Source organism: Amycolatopsis tolypomycina (assembly GCF_900105945.1).
Classification (GTDB): domain Bacteria; phylum Actinomycetota; class Actinomycetes; order Mycobacteriales; family Pseudonocardiaceae; genus Amycolatopsis; species Amycolatopsis tolypomycina.
In genome coordinates, this window is record NZ_FNSO01000004.1 from 2,934,750 (window position 1) to 2,959,278 (window position 24,529).

General features: G+C 72.6%; 23 protein-coding genes and 1 riboswitch. Of the genes, 18 read left to right on the forward strand and 5 right to left on the reverse strand.

All coding sequences use genetic code 11. From position 1 onward, the window contains the following. The first annotated feature begins 28 nt into the window (after positions 1-28). Positions 29-1,420: a sugar porter family MFS transporter gene (locus BLW76_RS23540; protein ID WP_208613361.1), complete on the forward strand. Its 1,392-nt coding sequence runs from the start codon at positions 29-31 to the stop codon at positions 1,418-1,420. On the opposite strand, the gene BLW76_RS23545 is transcribed toward BLW76_RS23540, so the two are convergent. Beyond that, positions 1,398-2,252, reverse strand: a complete 855-nt coding sequence (locus BLW76_RS23545) for a TIGR03619 family F420-dependent LLM class oxidoreductase (RefSeq protein WP_091311007.1) — start codon at positions 2,250-2,252, stop codon at positions 1,398-1,400. The genes BLW76_RS23540 and BLW76_RS23545 overlap by 23 nt on opposite strands. Before the next feature lie 259 nt (positions 2,253-2,511). Next, a riboswitch (S-adenosyl-L-homocysteine riboswitch) is annotated at positions 2,512-2,590 on the forward strand. 14 nt (positions 2,591-2,604) lie between these two features. On the opposite strand from BLW76_RS23545, the gene metH reads away from it, so the two are divergent. Then, positions 2,605-6,249 carry a methionine synthase gene (metH, locus tag BLW76_RS23550; protein ID WP_091311009.1) on the forward strand — a complete coding sequence of 1,215 codons (3,645 nt, stop codon included), beginning with the start codon at positions 2,605-2,607 and terminating at the stop codon, positions 6,247-6,249. A 163-nt stretch (positions 6,250-6,412) separates the two neighbouring features. On the opposite strand, the gene BLW76_RS23555 is transcribed toward metH, so the two are convergent. Continuing rightward, the gene (locus tag BLW76_RS23555; RefSeq protein ID WP_091311012.1) at positions 6,413-7,555 is read right to left on the reverse strand and encodes an FAD-dependent monooxygenase; all 1,143 of its coding nucleotides are present in this window, start codon (positions 7,553-7,555) and stop codon (positions 6,413-6,415) included. Between the two features lie 144 nt (positions 7,556-7,699). After that, a complete protein-coding gene (locus BLW76_RS23560) occupies positions 7,700-9,094 on the reverse strand; it encodes a PI-PLC domain-containing protein (RefSeq protein WP_091311013.1) in 1,395 nt (464 codons plus the stop codon). A 159-nt stretch (positions 9,095-9,253) separates the two neighbouring features. Between BLW76_RS23560 and cutA the strand changes: the two genes are divergently transcribed. The 7 genes from cutA (at position 9,254) to BLW76_RS23595 (ending at position 13,860) form a co-directional block, all read left to right on the forward strand. After that, a complete protein-coding gene (gene cutA / locus BLW76_RS23565) occupies positions 9,254-9,577 on the forward strand; it encodes a divalent-cation tolerance protein CutA (RefSeq protein WP_091311016.1) in 324 nt (107 codons plus the stop codon). 9 nt (positions 9,578-9,586) lie between these two features. Then, positions 9,587-10,294, forward strand: coding sequence for an RraA family protein (locus BLW76_RS23570; RefSeq protein ID WP_091311017.1), 708 nt, complete (start codon positions 9,587-9,589; stop codon positions 10,292-10,294). Between the two features lie 67 nt (positions 10,295-10,361). Next, the gene (locus tag BLW76_RS23575) at positions 10,362-10,826 is read left to right on the forward strand and encodes a DUF6292 family protein (protein ID WP_091311020.1); all 465 of its coding nucleotides are present in this window, start codon (positions 10,362-10,364) and stop codon (positions 10,824-10,826) included. 66 nt (positions 10,827-10,892) lie between these two features. Further along, positions 10,893-11,540 (forward strand): response regulator transcription factor, encoded by a 648-nt coding sequence (locus tag BLW76_RS23580; RefSeq protein WP_091311021.1) that lies wholly within the window; start codon positions 10,893-10,895, stop codon positions 11,538-11,540. Between the two features lie 72 nt (positions 11,541-11,612). Then, positions 11,613-12,011, forward strand: coding sequence for an ATP-binding protein (locus tag BLW76_RS23585; RefSeq protein ID WP_167384699.1), 399 nt, complete (start codon positions 11,613-11,615; stop codon positions 12,009-12,011). A gap of 50 nt (positions 12,012-12,061) precedes the next feature. Further along, positions 12,062-13,483: a PAS domain-containing sensor histidine kinase gene (locus BLW76_RS23590; protein WP_091311024.1), complete on the forward strand. Its 1,422-nt coding sequence runs from the start codon at positions 12,062-12,064 to the stop codon at positions 13,481-13,483. Then, on the forward strand, positions 13,480-13,860 hold the full coding sequence (locus tag BLW76_RS23595; protein WP_091311026.1) for a response regulator: 381 nt from the start codon (positions 13,480-13,482) through the stop codon (positions 13,858-13,860). The genes BLW76_RS23590 and BLW76_RS23595 overlap by 4 nt, the downstream gene beginning before the upstream one ends. A gap of 4 nt (positions 13,861-13,864) precedes the next feature. On the opposite strand, the gene BLW76_RS23600 is transcribed toward BLW76_RS23595, so the two are convergent. Then, on the reverse strand, positions 13,865-14,257 hold the full coding sequence (locus tag BLW76_RS23600; RefSeq protein WP_091311028.1) for an STAS domain-containing protein: 393 nt from the start codon (positions 14,255-14,257) through the stop codon (positions 13,865-13,867). A gap of 231 nt (positions 14,258-14,488) precedes the next feature. On the opposite strand from BLW76_RS23600, the gene BLW76_RS23605 reads away from it, so the two are divergent. Both BLW76_RS23605 and BLW76_RS23610 read left to right on the forward strand, forming a co-directional pair. After that, complete coding sequence (locus BLW76_RS23605) at positions 14,489-14,797, forward strand: DUF4326 domain-containing protein (protein WP_091311030.1); 309 nt, start codon at positions 14,489-14,491, stop codon at positions 14,795-14,797. A 48-nt stretch (positions 14,798-14,845) separates the two neighbouring features. Further along, complete coding sequence (locus tag BLW76_RS23610; protein WP_091311031.1) at positions 14,846-17,413, forward strand: tetratricopeptide repeat protein; 2,568 nt, start codon at positions 14,846-14,848, stop codon at positions 17,411-17,413. Here BLW76_RS23610 and BLW76_RS23615 read toward each other — a convergent pair. Next, positions 17,410-18,858 carry a phenylacetate--CoA ligase family protein gene (locus BLW76_RS23615; RefSeq protein WP_244170278.1) on the reverse strand — a complete coding sequence of 483 codons (1,449 nt, stop codon included), beginning with the start codon at positions 18,856-18,858 and terminating at the stop codon, positions 17,410-17,412. The two genes, BLW76_RS23610 and BLW76_RS23615, sit on opposite strands and share 4 nt — an antisense overlap. Before the next feature lie 28 nt (positions 18,859-18,886). Between BLW76_RS23615 and BLW76_RS23620 the strand changes: the two genes are divergently transcribed. The 7 genes from BLW76_RS23620 (at position 18,887) to BLW76_RS23650 (ending at position 24,392) form a co-directional block, all read left to right on the forward strand. Beyond that, positions 18,887-19,375 (forward strand): MarR family winged helix-turn-helix transcriptional regulator, encoded by a 489-nt coding sequence (locus BLW76_RS23620; RefSeq protein WP_091311034.1) that lies wholly within the window; start codon positions 18,887-18,889, stop codon positions 19,373-19,375. 191 nt (positions 19,376-19,566) lie between these two features. Next, entirely contained in the window at positions 19,567-21,015 is a 1,449-nt protein-coding gene (locus tag BLW76_RS50480) for a hypothetical protein (protein WP_091311035.1), read from the forward strand. 101 nt (positions 21,016-21,116) lie between these two features. Then, positions 21,117-21,422, forward strand: a complete 306-nt coding sequence (locus BLW76_RS23630) for a DUF1883 domain-containing protein (RefSeq protein ID WP_091311038.1) — start codon at positions 21,117-21,119, stop codon at positions 21,420-21,422. A 75-nt stretch (positions 21,423-21,497) separates the two neighbouring features. Next, positions 21,498-21,974, forward strand: a complete 477-nt coding sequence (locus BLW76_RS23635; RefSeq protein WP_091311041.1) for an MSMEG_6728 family protein — start codon at positions 21,498-21,500, stop codon at positions 21,972-21,974. Positions 21,975-22,025: 51 nt separating this feature from the next. Continuing rightward, entirely contained in the window at positions 22,026-23,174 is a 1,149-nt protein-coding gene (locus tag BLW76_RS23640; protein ID WP_091311044.1) for a type III PLP-dependent enzyme, read from the forward strand. Continuing rightward, a complete protein-coding gene (speD, locus tag BLW76_RS23645; RefSeq protein WP_091311046.1) occupies positions 23,167-23,526 on the forward strand; it encodes an adenosylmethionine decarboxylase in 360 nt (119 codons plus the stop codon). The genes BLW76_RS23640 and speD overlap by 8 nt, the downstream gene beginning before the upstream one ends. Continuing rightward, complete coding sequence (locus BLW76_RS23650; RefSeq protein WP_091311048.1) at positions 23,526-24,392, forward strand: spermine/spermidine synthase domain-containing protein; 867 nt, start codon at positions 23,526-23,528, stop codon at positions 24,390-24,392. The genes speD and BLW76_RS23650 overlap by 1 nt, the downstream gene beginning before the upstream one ends. Positions 24,393-24,529 lie beyond the last annotated feature (137 nt).

Here is a 24,529-nt window from a genome sequence, read left to right on the forward strand (position 1 = left end):
CTGGATCAACGGAAGAGGCGACCAGGCAATGACGCAAACGGCCCCGGCGCGGCACATCGGCCGGACCACGCTGTACTTCTTCGGCGCACTCGGCGGCATCCTCTTCGGCTACGACCTCGGCGTGATCTCCGGGGTGCTCCCGTTCATCGGGAAACTGTGGGGGCTGACCAGCTGGGACAAGGGCGTGATCACGGCCAGCCTGTCGGTCGGTGCCATCGTCGGCGCGCTGTTGTCCAGCCGCAGCAACGAAATCCTCGGCAGGCGCCGCACGATCATGGCCGCCGCGGGCATTGTTGTCGTGGGCACGCTGGCAGCGAGCTTCGCGCCGGCGTTCGCGCTGCTGGTGGTCTCGCGCCTGGTCATCGGGGTGGGGATCGGCCTTTCGTCGTCGACCGTCCCGACGTACCTGTCCGAGCTGGCGCCGGCGAAGTGGCGCGGCGCGCTGGGCGCGCTCAACCAGATCTTCATCGTGCTGGGCATCCTGATCGCGTTCCTGGTCAGCTACGGGCTCGGCCCGGGCTCGGCGTGGCGCTGGATGTTCGCCGGCGCGATCGTGCCGGCGGTGATCCTGCTCGCCGGGCTGGCGTTCCTGCCGGAGACGCCGCGGTGGCTCGTGCAGAACGGCCGGGAGGACGAGGCGCGGTGGGTGCTGGCGAGCGCGCACGGGACCACCGCCGACCTCGACGGGGAGATCGCGACCATCCACGAGGTCATCCGGCTCGACACCGAGGAGAAACCGCGGATCCGCGACCTGTTCTCCGGGTTCGTGCGGCCGATGGCCGTCGTGGCGCTGCTGCTCGCGATCGGCCAGCAGTTCAGCGGCGTCAACGCGATCAACGCCTACTTCCCGACGATGCTCATCGGCCTCGGCTTCGCCACGCAGGCGGCGCTGCTGTCCGGCGTCCTGCTGGGTGTCACGAAGTTCCTGTTCACCGCCTGGGTCGTGTTCGTGGTGGACCGCTGGGGCCGCAAACCGTTGCTGCTCATCGGGAACGTCGTCATGGTGCTGACACTGGCGGGGGCCGGCCTGGTCGTGCTGAACGTCCACGACACGAGCACGCGCGGCCTGCTCATGCTGGTGATGATGGTGCTCTACCTGGTCGGCTACGAGCTCGGCTGGGGCGCGGTGGTCTGGGTGATGATGGCCGAGGTCTTCCCGCTGAAGTACCGGGCCATGGGCATGGGTGTCAGCAGCGTGGTCCTCTGGGCCGCGACGGGCATCGTGAGCGCGGTGTTCCCGCTCATCTCGGACCCGGGCGCCCTCGGCGTCGGCGGCTCGATGTTCCTGTTCGCCGCGGTGAACGTGGTGCTGTTCGCGCTGACCCGGTGGCTGGTCCCGGAGACCAAGGGCCGCACGCTGGAGCAGATCGAGCTCGACCTCCGCGCCCGGCAGGGGGTCAGTGGGCGGGCGCGAGGGTGAGCTTGCCGGCGAGCCTGCCGAGCCAGGCCTCGACCTCCTCGGCCGAGCGGTCGGGCAGGCCGAAGATCGTTTCGGTGACGCCGAGTCCGTCCAGGTGGGCCAGGCGTGCGGGGTCGGGGCGCTCGCCGAGGGCGCAGATCCGCGGCGCGCCTGCGCGGCCTTCGGCGTGCCAGATCTCCTTCAGCAGGGCCACGTGGCCGTCCAGATCGGTGTCGGCGGGTGTCGTCATCCAGCCGTCGGCGTGGCGGGCTATCCAGCGGAACGTCTTCTCGGTGGGGCCCGCGCCGAGCAGGACCGGGATGTGCGGCTGGATCGGCTTGGGCCACGCCCAGCTCGGCCCGAACGAGACGAACTCGCCGTCGTAGGCCGCTTCCTCCTGCGTCCACAGTGCACTCATCGCCTCGAGGTACTCGCGCAGCGCGGTGCGGCGGCGGTTCCCGGGGACGCCGTGGTCGGTCAGCTCGTCGACGTTCCAGCCGAACCCCGCGCCGAGCGTGACGCGGCCACCCGAGAGGTGGTCGAGGCTGGCGATCGTCTTGGCGAGGGTGATCGGGTCGCTCTCCACGGGCAGGGCCACCGCCGTGGCGAGCCGGATGCGGGAGGTGACCGCGGCCGCCGTCGCCAGCGCGACCCACGGGTCGAGCGTCCGGCTGTAGCGGTCGTCGGGCAGCGACGCGTCCCCGGTGCGCGGGTGCGGTGAGGCGCGCTTCACCGGGATGTGGGTGTGCTCGGGGACGTAGAAGGTCGAGAACCCCGCGGCTTCCGCGGCGCGCGCCGCGGCCGCCGGGGTGATCCCCCGGTCGCTGGTGAACAGCACGATTCCGTAGTCCACCCGCGGAGCGTATTAGAACGTGTTTCAGTTTTCAAGCCGTTCGGATGGTGACACTCTGTGCTCGGAGACGTACTCCGGGTGGTCTTGAGGGGGGCTCGATCCCGGGCTGGCACACTCGGGCCGGTAGTCGCGGGCCGGTCGGTCGACGGAGGTGCAGGGTGACCCGGACAATCCATTGTGGACGGATACCGTCCCAGTCCGTGGACGCGCGGGTGGGGCGGGATGGCGTGCACGGGCCCGGATCCGATACCGTGGACCACAGGTCGAGAGGCGCTGCAACGGACCACCGGGTCCGCCACGCTCGGCCGGGAATGACCAACCAAGGGCGCCTCCCGAACGAGGGAGGCTGCCGGTGAACACCCCGCACGAGTCCACGGCGTTCGATTCGGGCCTGCGCCTGCGCGAGCTGCTCGACCAGCGCGTGGCGATCCTGGACGGCGCCTGGGGAACCATGCTGCAGGGCGCCGGGCTCACCCCGGCCGACTACCGCGGCGACCGCTTCGGCGAGCACACCCACGACGTCACCGGCGACCCCGACCTGCTCAACCTCACCCGCCCGGACGTCATCCTCGACGTGCACCGCCAGTACCTGGCCGCGGGCGCGGACATCACCACGACGAACACCTTCACCGCCACCAGCATCGGCCAGGCCGACTACGGCCTGCAGGCGTACGTCCATGAGATGAACGTCCGCGGCGCGCAGCTGGCCCGCCAGGCCGCCGATGAAACAGCGGGCAAATTCGTCGCCGGGTCGATCGGCCCGCTCAACGTCACCCTGAGCCTGTCGCCCAAGGTCGACGACCCGGCGTACCGGGCGGTCACGTTCGAGCAGGTCAAGGCGTCCTACGCGGAGCAGATCGCCGGCCTCGCCGAGGGTGGCGTCGACCTGCTGCTGATCGAGACGATCTTCGACACGCTGAACTGCAAGGCCGCCATCGCCGCCGCGCGCGAGGTCGCCCCGCACCTGCCGCTGTGGATCTCGGTGACGATCGTCGACCTGAGCGGCCGGACGCTGTCCGGGCAGACCGTCGAGGCGTTCTGGAGCTCGATCGAGCACGCGAAACCGCTGGTCGTCGGCGTGAACTGCTCGCTGGGCGCCGAGGAGATGCGCCCGCACGTCGAGGAGCTCTCGCGGATCGCCGACGCCTACGTCGCCTGCCACCCCAACGCCGGCCTGCCGAACGCGTTCGGCGGCTACGACGAGACGCCGGAGGAGACGGCCGGGCTGGTCGGCGGGTTCGCCCGCGACGGCCTGGTCAACCTGGTCGGCGGCTGTTGCGGCACCAGCCCGGCACACATCGCGAAGATCGCCGAGGCCGCGAAGGGCGTCTCGCCGCGGGAGGTGCCCGCGCCGCGCACCCACACCCGCTTCAGCGGGCTCGAGCCGTTCGGCATCGGCGCCGACACCGGGTTCGTGATGATCGGCGAGCGCACCAACGTCACCGGCTCCAAGCGGTTCCGCCGGCTCATCGAGTCCGGCGACCACCAGGGCGCCGTCGACGTCGCGCTGGAGCAGGTCCGCGGCGGGGCCAACCTGCTCGACGTCAACATGGACGCCGACCTGCTCGAGTCCGAGCAGGCGATGACGACGTTCCTCAACCTGATCGCCACCGAGCCCGAGGTGGCCCGGATCCCGGTGATGGTCGACAGCTCCAAGTGGAGCGTGCTCGAAGCCGGCCTGCGCTGCCTGCAGGGCAAGGGCGTGGTCAACTCGATCAGCCTCAAGGAGGGCGAGGAGCCGTTCCTCGCCCAGGCCCGCACGATCCGGAACTACGGCGCCGGCGTCGTCGTGATGGCCTTCGACGAGCAGGGCCAGGCCGACACCGCCGACCGCAAGGTCGAGATCTGCGCCCGCGCGTACGACCTGCTGACGCAGGAAGCGGGCTTCGCCGGCGAGGACATCATCTTCGACCCGAACGTCCTCGCCGTCGCCACCGGCATCGCCGAGCACAACGGCTACGCGAAGGCGTTCATCGACGCGCTGCCCCGGATCAAGGAACGCTGTCCCGGCGTCCACATCTCCGGCGGCATCTCGAACCTGTCGTTCTCCTTCCGCGGCAACGACGTCGTCCGCGAGGCGATGCACTCGGCGTTCCTGTTCCACGCCATGCAGGTCGGCCTGGACATGGGCATCGTCAACGCCGGCCAGCTCGCGGTCTACGAAGACATCCCCAAGGACCTCCTCGAACTGGTCGAGGACGTGCTCTTCGACCGCCGCGAAGACGCCACCGACCGGCTCGTCGCCTTCGCCGAGAACGTCAAGGGCAGCGGCACCAAGCGCGTCGTGGACCTCTCCTGGCGCGAAGGCACGGTCGGCGAGCGCCTGTCGCACGCGCTGGTGCACGGCATCGTCGACTACATCGAGGAAGACACCGAAGAGGCCCGGCAGCAGCTGGCGCGGCCCCTCGACGTCATCGAGGGCCCGCTGATGGACGGCATGAAGATCGTCGGCGACCTGTTCGGCTCCGGCAAGATGTTCCTGCCGCAGGTGGTCAAGAGCGCGCGCGTGATGAAGCGGTCCGTCGCCTACCTCGAGCCGTACATGGAGGCGGAGAAGGAGAAGGCGCGCCAGGAAGGCCGGCTCGCGTCGAGCGGCGGCCAGGGCAAGATCGTGCTGGCCACGGTGAAGGGCGACGTCCACGACATCGGCAAGAACATCGTCGGCGTCGTGCTCGGCTGCAACAACTACGAGGTCATCGACCTCGGCGTGATGGTGCCGGCGGGCAAGATCCTCGACACCGCCGTGACCGAAGGCGCCGACGCCGTCGGGCTGTCCGGCCTGATCACGCCGTCGCTGGACGAGATGGTCGCCGTCGCCACCGAAATGCAGCGGCGCGGCCTGAAGATGCCGCTGCTCATCGGCGGCGCGACGACGTCCAAGCAGCACACCGCGGTCAAGATCGCGCCGGCCTACGACAACGCGACGGTGCACGTCCTCGACGCCTCCCGCGTGGTCGGCGTGGTGTCCGACCTGCTCGACCCGGACCGCTCGATCGCCCTGACCGAGAAGAACCGCGCCGACCAGGAGGTGCTGCGCGAGCAGCACGCGAGCAAGCAGCGGCGTCCGATGCTGACTCTCGAGCAGGCCCGCGCGAACCCGGAGAAGGTGTCGTTCGACGGCCTGCCGACCCCGGCGTTCACCGGCGTCCGCGTGGTCGAGCCGGGCATCGCGGAGCTGCGCGAGATGATCGACTGGCAGTTCCTGCTCCTGGCCTGGGAGCTCAAGGGCAAGTACCCGGCCATCCTGGAGCAGCCGGTCGCCCGCGAGCTGTTCGACGACGCGAACACGCTGCTCGACCAGATCATCGCCGAGGGCAGCTTCACGGCGAAGGGCGCGTACGCGTTCTGGCCGGCGCACAGCGAAGGCGACGACATCCTGCTCGAAGGCGACTACGCGCACGTGGCGTTCCCGATGCTGCGGCAGCAGACGGCGAAGCCCGAGGACCGCGCGAACCGCTGCCTGGCCGACTACATCGCCCCGATCGGCGACCACCTCGGCGGCTTCGCGGTGGCCATCCACGGCGCCGAGGACCTGGCCGCGCGCTACGAAGCCGAGCACGACGACTACCGCGCGATCATGGTCAAGGCCCTGGCCGACCGGCTCGCCGAGGCGTTCGCCGAGCACATCCACCTGCGCGCCCGCCGCGACTGGTTCGAGCCGGACGCCCAGCCGAAGCTGGAAGACCTGCACGCGGAGCGCTTCCGCGGCATCCGCCCGGCGCTGGGCTACCCGGCCAGCCCCGACCACAGCCAGAAGCGGGAGCTGTTCCAGCTCCTGGAAGCGGGCGAGCTGGGCATGGACCTGACGGAGTCGTTCGCCATGACCCCCGCGGCGAGCGTGTCCGGCCTGATCTTCGCCCACCCGGACTCCCGCTACTTCACCGTCGGACGGCTCGGCCGCGACCAGATCGAGGACTACGCCCGCCGCAAGGGTGTGGAGGTCGCCGAGGTCGAGCAGTGGCTGCGGCCGAACCTGGCCTACGACCCCGAGTCGTAGCCCGGCAGCTCACGTGATCGGAGCCGTGACTCACGTGATCAGGGCCGTAACCGGCGTGATCGGAGCCGGAACTCGCGAGTTCCGGCTCCCATCACGCGAGTTACGGCTTCGATCACGCGAGTTCCGGCCCGGATCACGCGAGTTCCGGCGCTGAGCACGTGAGTTACGAGGCGTAGGCCGGCAGCTCGATGTCCGTGGCGAACTTGTCGGTCGCCTTGAGCATCAGGCCGAGCAGGAAGCGGGACTTGAACGTCCAGTTGCGCAGCTTGATCCGCGCCCGCGACGGCGGCGCGAGGAACGGCCCCGCGGTGCCGCGTTGCGCGACCTTCGCGTAGCGGCGGAGCAGTTCCTCGTAGCGGGCGAAGGCCACCCGGTGGTCGCCGTCCGCGGCGCGGAGCTCGCCGGCGAGCACGTACGCGCCGACGATCGCCAGGCCGGTCCCGAAGCCGCCGAGGGTGTTGCCGTAGGCCGCGTCGCCGAGGAGGACGACGCGGCCGCGGGAGTAGTGGTCGATCGTCACCCGGCTGAGCGAGTCCAGGAAGAAGTCCTCGGCCTGCGGGACCTTGGCCATCAGTTCGGGCACCCGCCAGCCGGCGCCCTGGTAGGCGTCCAGCAGCAGCTGCCGCTGTTTCTCGGTGTCGGTGCGGTCGTAGTCGAGCTCGGGGGAGGCGAACACGAAGAACGCCGACGCCTTCGGCCCGCCCACGGCGGCCATCCGGCCGGGCTCGTTGTACATCACCGCGTCACCGCCGAGTTCCTCGCCGAGCTCGGCCAGGGCGTAGTGGTAGCCGAGGTAGCGGACGTGGTCGCGTTCGGGGCCGAAAGCCAGCCGCCGGACGTTCGAGTGGATGCCGTCGGCGCCGACGACGAGGTCGAACCCGCGGGGCCGGGCGTGGGCGAAGGTGACGTCGACGCCGTCCGGGGCCTCGGTCAGCGACGTGATGGTGTCGCCGAAGAGGTACTCGCAGTCCGTGTGCGCGTACAGGATTTCGGCGAGGTCGCCACGCCGGATCTCGATCTCGCCACCGGTGAACTCGCCGGGGATCACGGCCTGCGGCTTCCCGGTGGCGTCGACGATCGTCTGGTCGTGCCCGCCCGTCTGCCGGCGCCGGACCTCGTCGAGGATGCCCATGCGCTCGAGGACGGCCCGGTGGGTGGGCCCCTTGAAGTCGACGGCCTGCCCGCCACGCCGCAGCGCCGGAGCCCGTTCGACGACGGTGACGGCGCAGCCGTAGCGGGTCAGCCAGTGGGCGAGGGCAGGACCGGCGATGCTGGCGCCGGAGATCAGGACGGTCAGGTTCTTCATGCGGCGAGCCTCGCCGGGGCCGCTGACCGGCTCCTGGCGAAGCGCTGACGGCCGCTGTCAGCCACCGTCAGCCACCGTCAGCCCGCGGGGGCGCCCCCCGTTTTCCACGCTACCGGAAGGCACCGACAATTCCGGACCATCGGGCTACTCGACCGCACCCGCTTGGGTGAGCAGGTTCTGGTACCAGGCGTCGTACGGGCGATTGGTCGCCGGGTAGTTCGCCAAGGGCGTGGTCGCCTGGCTCGCCGAATCGAAGTCCCAGCCGCGGACGAGCCTGCCCGCCTGCCGGGCCGAGGTGATGAACGCGCGTTCCGTGGCCGGTGCGCCGTAGAACAGCGCGCCCTGCTGGAGTTCGGCGCTGTCGCCCTGCTGGAACTCGTCGAAGGCGACCTGCCGGTACCGGATCCGGTCGCCGGCGACCTGGCCGGTGTCGGCGCGCAGCGTCTGGGCCGACGTCGGGCCGTCCGCGCCGGTCCACACCGACACCGTGCGGCCGGCGCTGGTCGACGTCGCCTTCGCGAACCGCGCGTTGGACGTCTTGGCGTTGCCGGTCCACGACACCGTCGTGCTCGCGAGCGCGCCGTTCCACGCCCAGTTCTGGCTGCTGCTCTGGCTCTTGTGGATTTCGCGCAGGTGCGTCGCGTCGGTGAAGGCGACCGTCGGCAGCACGCCGTTGTCGTACTGGTGGCTGGCCTGCCAGGTGATTTCGCCGTCCGCGCCGAGCTTGCCGACGTGGTACCACAACGTCGTCGCGCTCGGGGACTGGTGGACCTCCACCAGGTCGCCGTCGTCGTTGAGCGCGACCGCCGGCGTCTGGCCGCTGTCGTACTTCCCGTGCCGCAGCCAGGTGACGCGGCCGTCGGCGCCGTACGTCCCGGTCCAGTACCAGAGCGCGCCGGCCCCGGAGTCGTGCACCTCGACGACCTGGCCACGGCCGTTGAGCGCGACCGCCGGGTGATAGCCGACGTCGCGCTTGTACTCGGTGCGGGAGCCGCCGTCACCCGACAGCAGCGGCAGCACGCGCCCGCGCAGCGCGTCGACGTCCGGCTGCGCCGCCGGGTAGTCCCGCGCCCGCAGCAGCCGCGCGCCGAACACCGACTCCAGCTCCTCGTTGAGCGCGGTCAGGTTGCCCGCGGCGAACGACGGGTTGTCGGTCAGGTCGTCCTTGAGGTCGAGCATGACGACGATCGGCGCGGCGCCCGGGTGCTGTGCCGACCACGTGTTCACCACGGCCAGCCAGTCGCGGAGGTTGTTCGACGCCGGGTTGCCGCCGCTGTGGTCGACGAGGTTGCCGGGGGAGTCGTGCCCGACGGCGTAGTCGTGTGTCGTGGCGTAACCGTTGTCGTGCACGTCGAATTCCAGGAACCGCACGCCGTGGTCGAGCTGGTAGGTGACGGAGTTCTTGGCGCCGTCGACGTTGCCCGAATAGCTGTTGTGGGTCGCCTTGAAGACGGAGGACGAGAACGGCGGGCTCGCGGCGTGGGCCGTGGCGGGGGTCAGGAACGCGGCAGTGAGCACGGCGGTGGCGAGTACGCGCATCCTCGGGTCCTCACGTCGGGGAACGGGGCTCGCCCATCCTGGCGCCCGGATGGTTGCGGTGTCTCGAAATCGGGGTGAACCCGCGTTCGCGATAGGGGTCGGCAATCGGATCTACCGTGGTGGAAGGACTGTTCTCGCCTGCGCCGGTAACCTCCCCGCATGGCCGCCGAACACGTGATCGTCACCTCCACCACCGACTCCGAAACCGCGGCGCGCGACCTCGCCGCCCAGGCCGTGGAAGCCCGGCTGGGTGCCTGTGCCCAGGTCGTCGGGCCCATCACCAGCGTCTACCGGTGGGACGGCGCCGTGCAGACCGACCAGGAGTGGCGGGTCGAGATCAAGACCACCGCCGATCGGGTGCCCGCCCTGGCCGAACGACTACGGCAGCTGCACGGCTACGACCTGCCGGAGGTCATCGCCACACCCATCGTCGGGGGCAGTGCCGAATACCTGGCGTGGCTGACCGCCGAAACCGCTGGCTAGATTCGGCGCATGGAGCACGACGCACTCAGACAGCGCTTCGCGACGCTGACCACCGCCCACCTCGCCGACGCCTGCATCCGCGCCGGCCTTCCGGTGCGCTGCGCGCCCGCGCCGACGCGTGCCGTCGTGCCCGGTAGCCGGCTCTTCGGCCCTGCGGTGCCGGCGAGGCACGTCGGCAGCGTCGACGTCTTCCTCGAAGCCTTCGAGGGCGCCCCCGCCGGTGGGGTGCTCGTGGTCGACAACGGCGGCCGGCTCGACGAAAGCTGCGTCGGCGACCTCGTCGTCCTCGAAGCGCGGGCCGCCGGGCTCTCCGGGGTCGTGATCTGGGGCCTGCACCGCGACACCGCCGACATCCGCGCCATCGGGCTGCCCGTGTTCAGCCTCGGCTCGCTGCCCACCGGGCCGCTCGGCCTGGGCCCGCGCGTCGACGGCGGCCTGGCCGAGGCGATCGTCGGCACCTGGCGGATCGGGCCGGCCGACCTCGTGCTCGGCGACGACGACGGCGTGCTCTTCGTCCCGCTCGCCCGCGCGGGTGAACTGTTCTCCCTCGCCGAAGGGATCCGTGACACGGAACGCCGCCAGGCCGACCGGATCCGCGGCGGCGAATCGTTGCGGCAGCAGCTCCGTTTCGGTGAATTCCTGGCGGCGCGGGAAACGGATCCCGCATTGACTTTCCGCGCGTACTTGCGGTCCGTGGGCGGGGCGATCGAGGAATGAGCACGAAAGTGTGATCGCTGCCCGAATCGGGTATTCCGGGCCTGCGGCGGGTGCGGGAGGCGGACCTATGAACACGCTCATCGGCTTCGGCAGGGACATCGAGTACCACTTCGCCCGGGGGCTGCGTGCCTACCTCGACCGGGTCGCGCGGGCCGTCGGCGTGGGCTTCGAATCGTGTTCGCTCGACCTCGACGTGCCCGCCTCCGGGTACGTCGCCCTCGACCGCAGGCTGCCGGACCTCCCTGGGCACGACCTGGCGCTCATCTGGGACGAGGTGCACGGCTGGGCGGCGGTCGTCGAGCCCGCGGGCGGGGGCGCCGCGAAGCCGCTCGCCTACCTCGGCGGCCGCGAAGTCCTGCCCGCGCCCCGTGCGGTCGCCCGGTTCCTCGACGTGCTGCGCGCGGCGGGGCCGCCCGCCGGCTCGTTCCGCCCGCCGGTCTTCCGGGCGGCCGGCCACCACGAGGATCTCGTCGACTGGCTGCCCGTCACCGGCCCCGAGGGACTGCTGCGGCCGAGTTCCCCGGCCTGGTGACCGGCGGCGAGTCCCCGCCAGGGCGCCTAGGATGGGCGGGCAGTCACCCCCGCAGTGAGGAACCCCGTGCGCAGCGCCGATGAGCCCCGTCCCGTCCGTGTCCTGCTCGTGGAGGACCACGACATGGTCGCCGAGGCACTGCAGCTGGCCCTCGACCGCGCCGACGGGATCACCGTCGTCGGCCGGGCCCGGTCGCGGGCGGAGGCGGTCGCCGACGTGCTCGACCACGCCCCGGACGTCGTCGTCCTGGACCGGCGGCTCGCCGACGGTGACGCCCTCGACGTCATCGCGCAGCTCGGCTCGGGCGGGGCGCGGGTGCTGGTGCTGACCGGCGACGCGACCCTCTCGGTCGCCGTGCAGGTCGCCAAGGCCGGCGGCGCGGGGCTGCTGCTCAAGTCCTCCCAGCTCGGCGTGCTGGAATCCGCCGTGCGGGACGTGGCCGCCGGTGGCGTGGTCTTCGACCAGGAGCTGCTGCCCGGCGTCTTCGACCGGCTCACCGGCCGCGGCCAGGGCGGCGGCGCGGCGCTGACCGCCCGCGAACGCCAAACCCTCGACCTGCTCGCCGAAGGCGCGACCACCGACGAGATCGGCCGCCGGCTGGGCGTGTCCCGCAACACCACGCGCAACCACGTGCAGCGGGTGCTGGAGAAGCTCGGCGCGCGCTCGAAGCTCGAAGCCGTCGCGGTGGCCCGCCGGGAGGGCCTCATCGGCTGATGCACCTGCACCAGCCGGGTAGGGGCCTTTGCATCTCGCGCGGGCCACTACTCTTCGTGCACGCTTGCGGGCGTGAACATCCCTGCCCCGCTGACCGCGGAGTGCGTGCTGACCGACGTGGCGGGCGGCCTGGCCGCCGCTCGCCGGTTCACCCGGCTCGCCCTGCTGGCCTGGACCGACGGCGCCGCCGTCGACGACGCGCTGCTGGTCGTCACCGAACTCGCGACGAACGCGCTGTGCCACGGCAGCGGTGACCCGGTCCTGCGGTTGACCGTCGACGGCACGGACGTCCGCATCGAGGTCTTCGACGACAACCCGGCGCCCCCGGTGCGGCGGCCCGCGGGAGCCGACGGGGGCTGGGGGCTCGCCCTCGTCGACCGCCTGTCCTCGGTGCGGGGGACCGACCGCCACGGCCGCGGGAAGGTGGTCTGGTGCGTCCTGTCCGCCTCGCCCGCCGAGCTCGCGGGCTGAGCCGGGCGCGCGGCCGTGCCGGGCGGGCGGTCATCCGGCAGAGTTGCCGCATGGACGACGACCGGTTCCGCCTGCTGGTGCAGGGAGTGCTGGACTACGGGATCTTGATGCTCGACACCGGGGGCCGGATCTCGACCTGGAACGCCGGCGCGGAGCGCATCAAGGGGTACGCGGCCGAGGAGATCATCGGCCGGCACTTTTCGGTGTTCTACCCGGCCGAGGACGTCGCGGCGGGGAAGCCGGCCCGTGAGCTGGAGGTCGCGGTCGAGCAGGGGCGGCTGGAGGACGAGGGCTGGCGGGTGCGCAAGGACGGCACCCGGTTCTGGGCGAACGTGGTGATCACGGCGTTGTACGACGAGCAGGGGCGGCTGCACGGGTTCGGGAAGGTGACGCGGGACGTGACCGAACGCCGGACGGCGGAACTGGCGCTGCGCGAAAGCGAAGAGCGGTTCCGGCTGCTCGTCCAGAGCGTCCAGGACTACGGCATCTTCATGCTGGACACCGGCGGGCACATTTCGAGCTGGAACGCCGGCGCCGAGCGGATCAAGGGCTACACGGCGGACGAGATCATCGGCCGGCACTTCTCGGTGTTCTACCCGGCCGAGGACGTCGCGGCCGGCAAGCCGGCCTGGGAGCTCGAGGTCGCCGTCGCGGACGGCCGGCTGGAGGACGAGGGCTGGCGGGTGCGCAAGGACGGCACCCGGTTCTGGGCGAACGTGGTGATCACGGCGTTGTACGACGAGCAGGGGCGGCTGCACGGGTTCGGCAAGGTCACCCGCGACATGACCGAACGCCGCAACGCCGAGCAGGCCCTGCGCGAACGCCGACGGCTGGTTGGGCACCTGGTCGAGGCCCAGGAAGTGGAGCGGCGCCGGATCGCCTGGGACGTCCACGACGAGTCGATCCAGTCCATGGTGGCCGTCGGCATGCGGCTGCAGCTGCTGGCCTCCCGGCTGCCGGAGCCGCACGCGAGCGCCGTCTCCGGCCTCGACGAGTCGGTCGCCGCCGCGATCGCCCGGCTGCGCGGGCTGGTGTCCCGGCTGCGGCCGCCGGAGCTCGACCGGCACGGCCTGGTCGAGGCGATCACGGCCTACACCGACGACGTCGCGGGCCGCTGGGGGCTGGCGCACGAGGTGCGGGACGAGCTCACCGCCGAGCCGTCGCCCGAGGCGGCGATCACCGTCTACCGGATCTGCCAGGAGGCGCTCAGCAACGTCCACAAGCACGCGCGCGCCACCCGGGTCGCGGTCACGCTGTCCACAGTGGACAACGGGATCCTGGTGCGGATCACCGACGACGGCGTCGGCACGGCCGGGGAAGACGCGGGTGCGGGCCACTTCGGGCTGGTCGAGATGCACGAACGCGCCGAAGCGGCGCACGGCTGGCTGTCCGTGGACAGCACGCCCGGCGAGGGCACCGTCGTCGAGTTCTGGCTGCCCCTGCTGCCCGACGCGACGGAGCTCGAACCGTGACCGAGCTGAGCGTGCTGATCTCCGACGACGACGTGATGATCCGCGACGTCCTGAAGGAGGTACTGGACTCCGAAGCCGACATCGCCGTGGTCGCGGTGGCCGGCGACGCCGACGAGGCGATCCGGCTCGCCGAACGGCACCGGCCCGCGGTCGCCGTGCTCGACGTCCGGATGCCGGGCGGCGGCGGGGCGCGGGCGGCGCGCGAGATCGCCCGGCGCAGCCCGGACACCGCCATCCTGGCCTTCTCGGCCTACGCCGACCGTGCCTCGATCGCCGGGCTGGCCGCGGCCGGCGTCACCGAGTACCTGGTGAAGGGCGCGCCGAACACGGCGATCGTCGAAGCCGTCCGGAGGCTCGGGCGGCAGGCGGCCGGGTGAGCGGTCAGGGGACCGGCCGGACGTTCGCGACGCTGTCGAAGTCGGTCGGCAGCAGCGTGAACAGCCGCCGCACCGCGCGCGAGCGCCCGGAGTCCACGCTGAGGTGGGCCCCGGCCGAGTCGGCGAGCAACTGGGCGCGCAGCAGCGAGTTCAGCCCGGCGACGGAGAAGAACGTGACTCCGGCGAGGTCGATGACGACCTCGCCGATCCCGCCGTGGACGAGGTCCTGCAGGACTTCGTCGAGGCGGCGGGCGGTGCTGAGGTCGACCTCGCCGGTCACTTCGACGAGCAGGGTGCGCGAGCCGGGGCGGCGCACGCGCAGTGACATGTGGCCACCGGCGTTCGGCCAGCCGGGGACGGTGAGCTGGTGGTCGGCCGAGCGCGGTTCGGGAACCATCGCGGCACACCCTTTCGTCGGGCAGCGGGGGCAGACCGGACGGCGCGGGCGGGGATGCCGGACGAGGCAGCCTGCCGGCCCGGGCGCGGAACGTCCGGCAGCGGCTGACGGCTCAACCGTGAACCCTCAGCATAGTGCATCTGCACTAGATGAACCATCGGACGTAACCGGATGGAGAGCGAACCGGTGGACAAGGGACCACCGGTGTGCGCGGACGGTGAAGGAGGCGGCATGCCGACCACGGTCGTCAACCTGAAGGGGCACCGGGACGACCCCGAGTACGCCGACGTCGTCTACGTCGGGCGGGCCATGCACCGCGGCGGCTGGCACCTCGCGGGGTCGAAGCTCGCCAGCCCGTTCCGGCCCGGGCCGGACGGGACGCGCGAAGAGGTGCTCGCCCGCTACCGCGAGCACCTGCTGTCCCGGCCGGACCTGCTCGCCCTGCTGCCCGAGCTGCGCGGCCGCCGGCTCGGCTGCTGGTGCGTCCCCGAGCCGTGTCACGCCCAGGTGATCGCCGACCTCGCGGATAACGGGACGTAACGAAACGCACCCCCTCCGCGAGTAACCTGACACACGAGGGGGTGATCGATGGTGCACGCGCGGCGACTCGGCGGCTTCGACCAGGCCGAACTGCCCCCGGCGCACCGGGTCCGGTGGTGGCTGGCGGCGGCGACGGCCGGGCTCGTCGCGGCCGGCTTCGCCGTCGTCCCCTACCTGCCGTTCTTCCAGGCCTGGACCTTCGTGCGGGACCCGAAGGTCGCCACCGTCATCACCTGGACCGTGCTGCAGACGTCCGTGGTGCTCGTCTCCGCCGTCCTGACGCTGTACTTCATCGGCAAGGCGCGGCTGGAAGCCGCGGCCTACCGGGCCAACCAGATCGACATCCGGCTGTTCGTCGACGAACGGCCCGAAGGCAGTCACGACCGCGAGGTCGACTCCGCCGCCGAGCTGACCGCGACCTTCAAGCGGTTCCTCAACGACTCCCGCCTCTACACCCCGACGCCGGTGCCGGGCGCCGGCAGCTCCTACGACTTCCTCCAGATCGTCGAGCACGCCGGCGATGCCGCCGACGGCTGGTGGAAGGCGGTCACCAAGGTGATCCGGCTCGCCCAGCCGCCCGCCGCGTTCACCGTCACCGGCATCGTCCGGCCCGGCAACACCGCCGGCCGCCACCAGCTCATCCTGGAACTCGTGCGCGTCCCGCGCTTCGCCGCGAGCCCGCTGGTGATCGAGGACGCGAACTGGCCGCGGGTGCTGCACCGCGCCGCGAACGCCGTGGCCGCCCTGGTCATCCCGCGCAGCGCCTACGTCCGCTCGAACATCCACTGGGCCGCCTGGCGGGACGCGAAGATCCCGCACGAGCTGTTCGACGCCTACCAGCGCGCCAACCACTTCATCGCCTACCGCCGCTACGACGAAGCCCTCGCCGAGTACTACCGCGCGGTCAGCCTCGACCCGGCCAACGTCTACATCCGGCTCGAGATCGCCGCCCTGCAGGAACAGCTCGACCTGCACCTCGACGCACTGGCCACCTACGACGACGTCATTACCGTCTGCAGCCGCGGGAACCCGCGGCTGGCCCGCTGGTGGATCGGCCCCGACTTCGCGCGCCAGCCCCGCCACGCCGGCCGCGGCCGCGACGTCGCCCTGCTCATCGCCCGCTACCGGCACGCGCTCGTCCTCGGCCACGGCGACTCGGTGGCCGGGTCCTGGTGGGTGCGGCGCACCACCGCGGGCGCCCCCGGCGACGCGCGGGCCCAGCGCCGCGCCGAACTGCGCGCGGCGATCGAGCTGCGCTTCCGCCGGTACGTCGACCTCGACGTCCGGACGCGCCCGTACGCCATCCCGCGGGAGAAGCGGCTCGAACTGCACAAGCGCGTGCTGAAGGTGCCGGTCGAGGAGCTCCTCGTCCACCAGGCGACGCCGGCGCAGCTGGCCGAGTACCACCAGCGCGCCGCGGAGATGCGGTCGTACTTCTGCGCGCTGTCGCAGTACGAGATCGAGCGGCTCATCGCCGACTACCGCCGGTTCGGCCGCCGCTGGCGCCGCAGCTGGCAGCAGCTGACGAACCGGGCGCTCGACCTGTCCCTGGTGTGGTCGGTGCTGCGGCGCGCGATGGCGGACGTCGAGCCGGTCACCGGCGCGGTGCCCGAGCCGCAGCCCGCCTACCCCGGCAGCCGCGTGCGGCTGGCCGACGTCTGCCCGGACCGGCGCTGGCCGCCGTCTCCGCAGGCACTCGACGACACCGTCGAAGCCGCCGGGCCCCGCCGGTCGTGGGAGGAGTGCTACAACGCGGCGAGCGTGTACGCGGTGGCGATGCTCGAACTCGGCCCCCACGGCGAACGCGACCTGCGCGACCGCGCGCGCAACCCGCGTCTGCTCGGCGAAGCGCGTGACGAGGTGGCGCGCCGGGCGGTCCGCGAGCTGTACCACGCGGCGACGATCAGCCACAGCGGACGGCTGCCGGAGCGCCGGTCCTGGGTGATGGGGGAGGACCCGGACCTGGCGGCCCTGCGCGGCCACGAGCTGTTCCGCGTGTTCGAGATGGTCACCTTCTCCCCGGACCGCGCGGCGCCGCTGCGGCCCCAGCGCGCCCACGTCTGGGAGCAGGTGAGCTACGTCCGCGGGCTCGTCGCCGAGATCGCCGGCTGCCGCGCGCACTTCTGGCGCGTCCACGCGCTCGACGAGGGCCCGCCCCCGGACGGCCGCACCCTCGACCGCTGGCGCTCGGCCGACCGCGACGCCTGGCGGAAACTGGCGCGGCTGGCCGCGGGGAAGCAGGACTGGTACACGCGCTACCAGGCGATCTGCGCGTTCCGCGACTGGGCGGCGGAGACCGGCTACCCGGGGGCGATCTCCGGGTTCCCGCTCTACTGCGAGGAAAGCCTGCACGTCCAGCTGCGTGGCGCGGCCGGCCCGGGCGCGAAGGCCGGTCTCGACGCCGACATCGTCGTCCGCGAGTACGTGCGGCTCTGCGACCGCCGGCTCGACCACCTGGTGGCGGACGTGGCGGAACTCGAGCAGGCGGGCCCGGACGACTTCACGGCCCGCGCGGAACTCTGGGCGGCGCTGTGTTCGTGGTTCGACGACGACATCGCCGACGGCTCGTCCGCCGACGAGCGCCGCGAACGGTTCCGCAAGCTCGCCCGGCCCTAACCGCGCCGCGTGTAGCGGTGCTTGACCCCGACCGGGAAGTACTCGGGGTCGCCCGCCGGGCGCAGGACGACGTCGGGCAGCTGCCGTTCCGCCGGGACGTAGTGCGCGTACTCGCTGTTCAGCAGCACCAGCTGCGCGCGCACGGATTCGGCGATCCGGCCGGCGTCGGCGGTGGCGCCCGGTGCCGTCTCGACCGTGACGCGCAGCCGGCGGTCGCGGTCGGCGTCCTCGACCGACTCGATGACGAACTTGCCCGTCACGGTGTCGCTGATGCCGGGCTGCTCCAGGCCCACGGTCACGTTCTCCGGGTAGACGTTCGCGCCGAAGAACGACACCGTGAACAGCGAGCGGCCGAAGACGTACACGAACGGCAGCTCCGGGCCGCGGGTGTCCGGCGTGAAGCCGTGCCGGGCGCAGAAGTCCAGCAGCCCGGCGTGCGGCAGGAGCCCGCCGTCGTCGGCGATGTGGTAGCGGATCAGCGGGATGCCGCCGTCGGCCGTGAGGACCAGCGTGCCCTCGTGCACCTCGAAGAAGCGGCTCGCCGGGTCGTACTGCACCAGCGTCGGCAGCCGCGCGTCGCCGAAGACCTCGCGGGCCAGCTCCGGGCGGCCGGCGAAGAACCGGCGGATGCCCGCCGACAGCGGGGTTTCGGTGCCGAGCACGCCCGCGTCGGCCGTGCCGTACAGCGACGCGATGTCGCGCACCGGGTCGGCGATCCCCGCGCGCCGGCCCACCAGCTCGCGCCACTGCTCGCTGAACACCTCGCCCGCCAGCACCAGCTTGATCGCGTACGCCGGCCAGTCGACGCCCGCGGCCAGGCCGGTGTCGACGACGTCCTTGACGAACGGCGGGTAGCCCAGCAGCACGACCTGGTCGAAGTGCGGCGCGAGCTCGGGCAGCACGCGCAGGATCTCGGCCTTGTTGTTGCCCGGCGCCACGACGGTGATCGGGCAGCCCTTGGCGGCGAGGTGCCGCACGCACGCCGTGGTGAACAGGCCGCCGACCCAGGTGCCGAGCGGGAAGCAGACGACGGCGAGGGTGCTGCGGCGGCCGGCGTCGAAGGCGTCCACCAGCACCTGCTCGAACCGGCGGGCGACGTGCAGTTCGTCTTCGAGGGCCCGCGGCCAGACGGTGGGGTGGCCGCTGGAGCCCGAGGAGACGGCGATCATGTCGAGCCCGGCGAAGGTGCCGCCGCGGCACAGCTCGGGCAGCGGGTACCGGCGGTGGTACCCGGCCTTGTCGACCAGGGGCAGCCGCGAGAAGCCGGCCATCGTCGTGACGGCCGACGGCTCGATCCCGTGTTCTCGCAGGAACTTCCGGTACGCGGGCACGGTTTCCGCGGTGCGGCGGAAGAGCGCGAGGACTTCGTTTCCGGCCGGCGGCTGCGCGGTCTCGAAGAAGGAGTCGAACGCCTGCCGCACGCGGGTCTGCCGACCGAGGTCCATGATCGGAGCATAGCGGCGGGCGCGTGTCATGATGGGCGCCGTGAGCACCTCCGCCCAGGAGCACCCCGCCGGCCCGCCGTTGACTCTCTACCTGGTCAAACGGCTCGAGCTGGTGATCAGGGCCCTGCTCGACGACGCCCTGCGGCCGCTCGGGCTCACCACGTTGCAGTACACGGCGCTGACGGTGCTCGAAGCCAGCGGCGCGCTTTCTTCGGCGCAGCTGGCGCGCCGGTCGTTCCTGCGGCCGCAGACCATGCACGAAATGGTGCTGACGCTGGAAAAGCGCGGCCTGATCGCGCGGACGCCGAAGGCGGACAACAAGCGCGTCCTGCTGGCCGGCCTCACCGACGCCGGCCGCTCGTTGCTCGGGGAGTGCGCGCCGGCGGTCGCGGAGCTGGAGAACGCGCTCCTGGCCGACATGAGCCCGGGCCAGCGCGCGACGTTCCGCGAGGGGCTCCAGCACGGCGTCACGGCCCTCGGCACGCTCTCCGGCCACCGCCGCGCTCAGGAAGCCTGATTTCGCCGGAGGTATCCCGAGCCGGACACCCGGTCCAACGATCTCACCCGACTGGAGTCTTCAGTCAGGCATGCTGATACGGAAACACTAGGCCGGACGGGTGGAAGCGGCGGACGGCCCGTTGCGGGGGTGTGACCTGCGGCGTTGAAGGGTACGTCCCAGGCCTGCTCTGACTGTGGAGGTTCGCCGACGTGATCCGGGCTCGCGAGTCTGTCGCCGCCCACCGGCTGCCGGCCACCCGCCGGCTGCTGGTACTGGCGGGGGCGGTGGCGGGCCTCTGGCTGGTGTCATGGCTGACGTCCGGCAGCGCGGAAGCGGCGACGGGGCCGGAGCGCGGCCTGCCGGACGCGATCGGCGTGGTGGTGGGGGCGGTGACGCCGGCCGAGCCGCACGGGGCGGGCGGGGGTGCGGAGGTGGTCCCGGCGCCGAAGAAGGCGGCGCGGGCCGAGGCGGGTGCCGGGGTGGCTCGTCGTGGGGTGCCGGTGACCGAGGCGGGTGCCGGGGTGGCCCGTCGCACGGTGCCGATCACCGAGGCGGGTGCCGGGGTGGCCCGTCGCACGGTGCCGATCACCGAGGTGGCGGCGAGCGCGGCTGAGCCAACTTCGAAGGTGGCCCGCGCGGCTGAGCCGGGTTCGAAGGTGGCCCGCGCGGCTTCGCCAGTCTCGCACCTTGCTCAGACCGAGCCGCAGACCCAAGCCACCCACCCCACCGCACCGCCCACCACGCCCGCGGCGAAGCCGGCCGCTGCCGTGGTCGTCCCGCTCGCCCGGCTGATCGGTGCTACCGAGCCCGTGACCCGCGCCGCCGGGGCCGTCGCCGGACCGGCAAGCGCGGCTGCTGCCGCCGCCGTCGAGCCGGTCGCCCACACCGTCGGGTCAGCCCTTTCACCGGCTGCCGCGGTCGTCGGGCCGGTGGTCGGCTCCGTGCGGCCCGTCACGCACGCCGTCGGGACCGCCCTCTCGCCCCTGACCGCGATCACCGCGCCCGTCTCGCACCTCGTCGTCCCCGTGGTCCGGCCGATCACCACCGCCGTGCAGGTCGTGCTCGGCCCCCTGGCCACCGTCGTCAAGCCCGTCACCGAGGCCGTCGCGCGGCCAGTGGCCGGGCTGCTCGGTCCGGTGGTCCGCCTCGTCGACCCGGTGGCCTCGGAGCTCCTGCGTCCCGCCGCCCCGGTCGTGGGCGATCTCCTCACCCCGGTCGACGACACCGCCGGACCGCCCATCGTCGCGCCCGTCACCGACGACCTCCGGCCACCCCCGGCCCGCCCCGTGATCTCGCCCGAGCCCGCCCCCAGGGCGACGGGCGCGCTACGACCCGTCCCGACCCAAACGGAGACCGGCAGCGCCACCACCGCCACCTCCGGCACCATCGCGGCCGGGCCGCACCGCAGCGCTGCTCACCGCCCCGCCTCGCAAGGCCACCGCACCGCCGCGCAGGCCCGCGGCCACCGACCCGGCCCGATCCCGGCCCACCCCGGCACCCCCGTGTCGCCCGATGTCGCGGCCGGTACCGGCTCCACGATCCCGGCCGCCTTCCTCGCCGCCGGGTACGCGCCCCACGGCTTCCGCGCGTCCCCCCGGACGCACGGGGTCTTCGTGCCGCTGTGGCGGCCCTGCGAACCGGGCACCGGTCCCGGCTAGCCCGTCCCGATCTTCCGCCCGTCGTGTGCTCCGCGGCGCGTTCCGCGCTGCCCGCGACCTGCAGGACCCGAACCGAAACCATGCGTGGAAGAGGGATTGAGATGGAAGCGAGCGTGTTCGACCTCGGGAAGGTGCGAAGAGACGCGGTGGTCACCGTCCGCCTGGACGCGATGGCCAACGTCAGGCTGCTGACGGCGGTCAACTTCCAGGCCTACCGGCGCCGGCAGTACTACCGGATGCACGGCGGGGTGGCCACCGCACCGATGTTCAAGATCCACATCCCGGCGAACGCCCACTGGTTCCTGGTGATCGACGTCGAGGGCCTCGAAGCCCGGCCCCTGCGCCCCCGGGTGAGCGTCGAACCGGAAGCGGCCGTCGCCGCTCGCGGGCGCGGCGAACCGCGGTGAGACCTCCCTTCGACGGCCCCGGAGCGCCGGGGCCGTCGAAGGGGTGAGGAGACCGCCGCCGGGTACCCGCGGCGCATGCAGACGTTCCTGCCGTGTGCCGACTTCGCCGCCAGCGCCCGTGCGCTCGACCGCCGCCGCCTGGGCAAACAGCGGGTCGAGGCACTGCAGGTGCTGCGCGCGCTCGTCGTCCCCGGCTACGGCTGGCGCCACCACCCGGCGGCGAAGATGTGGACGGGGTACGAGGAGGCGTTGACGCGCTACGGCCTCGAGGTCTGCGCCGTGTGGTGTGAGCTGGGCGCGGCCGACACGTGCGCGGTGAAGCTGGCCGACGAGTTCACCCGGTCGGTCGGCACGGCCGAGGTCCGGACGCAGGCGGAGCTCACCGCCGCCGGGGACGTGCCGCCGTGGCTGGGCGACGACGCGGTGCACCGCAGCCACCGGTCGGCGCTGGTGCGCAAGGACCCGGACCACTACGGGACGCGGTTCCCGGACGTGCCCCCGGACCTGCCGTACGTGTGGCCGCCGTCGGACCGCCCGCCCCGGACCGCCTGACCCGGCCACCGGTGGCGGTTCGCCCGGCCGCCGTTTGCGACACTGGCGCCCGTGTGCGCCGACTTCACCCGGATCCGCCGCTTCCTCGACGAGCGCGACCCGCCGACGCCGTGCCTGGTCGTCGACACCGACGTCGTGGCGGCGCGGGCGCGGGAGTTCGGCGCGGCGTTCCCCGGCGCGCTGATCCGGTACGCGGTCAAGGCCAACCCGGCGCCGCCGGTGCTCGACGCGCTGGTGGCGGCCGGGATCGGCTTCGACGTCGCCGGGCCTGCCGAGCTGCGGCTGTGCCTCGAGCGCGGCGCCGGCCCGGCGGACATCGCCTACGGCAACCCGATCAAGAAACCACGGGACGTCGCCTTCGCGTTCGAGCACGGCGTCCGGGAGTTCACTTCGGACTCCCCGGCCGACGTCGACCACCTGGGCCGGCACGCGCCGGGCTCGGCCGTCTCGATCCGCGTCGTGCTCGACGCGCCGGACTCGGCGACGCCGTTCGGCCGCAAGTTCGGCTGCGCCCCGGCCGAAGCGCTCGACCTGGTGCTGCGCGCGGCCGAGCGGGGACTGCGGCCGGGCATCGCCTTCCACGTCGGCTCGCAGCAGCCGGCCGTCGCGGCCTGGGAGATCGGCATCGCCACGGCGGCGAAGCTGTTCGACGAGGCCGCGGCGCAGGGCGTCGCGATGACGCGGCTCAACCTCGGCGGCGGCTTCGCGACCGCCCACCGCACCCCGGTCCCGCCCTTGAGCGCGTACGCGGCGAGGATCGCCTCGGCGCTGGCGGAAAACTTCCCGGCCGGCCGGCCGGAGCTGCTGCTCGAGCCCGGCCGGGTGCTCGTCGCGGACGCCGGCCTGCTGCGCACCGAGGTCGTGCTGGTCGCGCAGCGGGACGAGCGGCGCTGGGTGTACCTCGACATCGGCCGCTACAACGGGCTCGCCGAGGCCGAGAACGAAGCCATCGCCTACCGGTTCGAACCGGTGGGCACCCCCGACGGCCCGGACGGCCCGGTCGTGCTCGCCGGGCCCACCTGCGACGGCGACGACGTGCTCTACCAGCGCACGCCGTACGCGCTGCCGCTGGCGCTGCGGACCGGCGACCGGCTCGACCTGCCGGGCACCGGGGCCTACACGGCGAGCTACGCGTCGGTGGGGTTCAACGGGATCGAGCCGCTGCGCACGTACTGCCTCGGGCGGTGGGGCGATGCCTGACGTCGGCCGGTTCACCGGGCGGCACGTGCTCGCCGAGCTGCACGGCGTCGACCCGGGCCTGCTCGACGACCCGGTGCGCCTCGGCGAGCTGCTGCGGGCCGCGGTGACGGAGGCGGGCGCGACGGTCCTCGACGTCGTGGCGCAGCGGTTCGCGCCGCAGGGTGCCACGGTGATCGCGCTGCTGGCCGAGTCGCACGCGTCCGTCCACACCTACCCGGAGCACGGGTCCCTCTTCGCCGACGTGTTCACCTGCGGGGAACGCGCCGATCCCGAACACGCGCTGCGGTTGCTGGCGACGTCGCTGCACGCCGCTTCGGTCCACCTGTCGGTCCTGCACCGGGGAGAACGCTGATGCCCCTGATCCACGAGCCGGTCGGCGACGGCCTCACCCGCGTCTGGGAGGTCGGCGACGTGCTCTTCCACGAGCGAACGCCGTACCAGGAGGTGCTGATCGGCACGACCGCGCAGGGGGTTTCGCTGTTCTGCGACGGCGAGCGCCAGAGCACCGAAGCCAGCCAGCTCGTGTACCACGAAGCGCTGATGGTGCCCGCGCTCCTGCTGGCCGAGCGGGTGCGGCGGGTGCTCGTCATCGGGTCGAGCGAAGGGGTCGCGAGCGAGCTGGCGGTCGCGGCGGGTGCGTCGCTGGTCGACCACGTGGACATCGACGCCCAGGCCGTCCGCGCCTGCGCCGAGCACCTGCCCTACGGCTACACCCCGGCGGACCTGGCGCGGGCCGAGCGGGGCGAAGGGCCGGTCCGGGTGTCCTATGCGGACGGCTGGGCCTTCCTCGCCGAAGCCGAGCGCCGGGGCGAGACCTACGACGTGGTCGTGATCGACCTCCCGGACGAGAACACCGAAGCGGACGCCCAGCACAACCGCTTGTACGGCACGGATTTCCTCGCCCGCTGCGCGCGGGTGCTGGCGCCCGGCGGGGTGGTGACGTGCCAGGCGGGCTGCCCGACGCTGTGGCGCAACGAGACGCTGCGCGCGGCGTGGCGGCGCTTCGGCGAGGTGTTCGCGTCGGTGCTGTACTTCGGCTCCGACGAGCACGAGTGGGCCTTCCTGTCCGGCCGCGCGGACCCGGTCGAGGACCCGGGCGCGCTGGTGGCCCGGCGGTTCGCGGAGCGGGGGAGCACGGCGGCGACGCTGGACGCCGAAGCGCTCCTCGGCGGCCGCACCCCGCCCCATTCCCTCCGCCGGGCGGACCCGCGGTCTTGACCTTCGATTCCTCGAATATTCAGCCCCGGCAAAGGTGAATTGGCGGGAAATGGATTTCCCGCGTGACTGCACGGTGCGTGTTACTCCGTTCAGTGGCCGTCGAAAAGGTTGCGATCGCGCTACGATCCTCTCCGCGC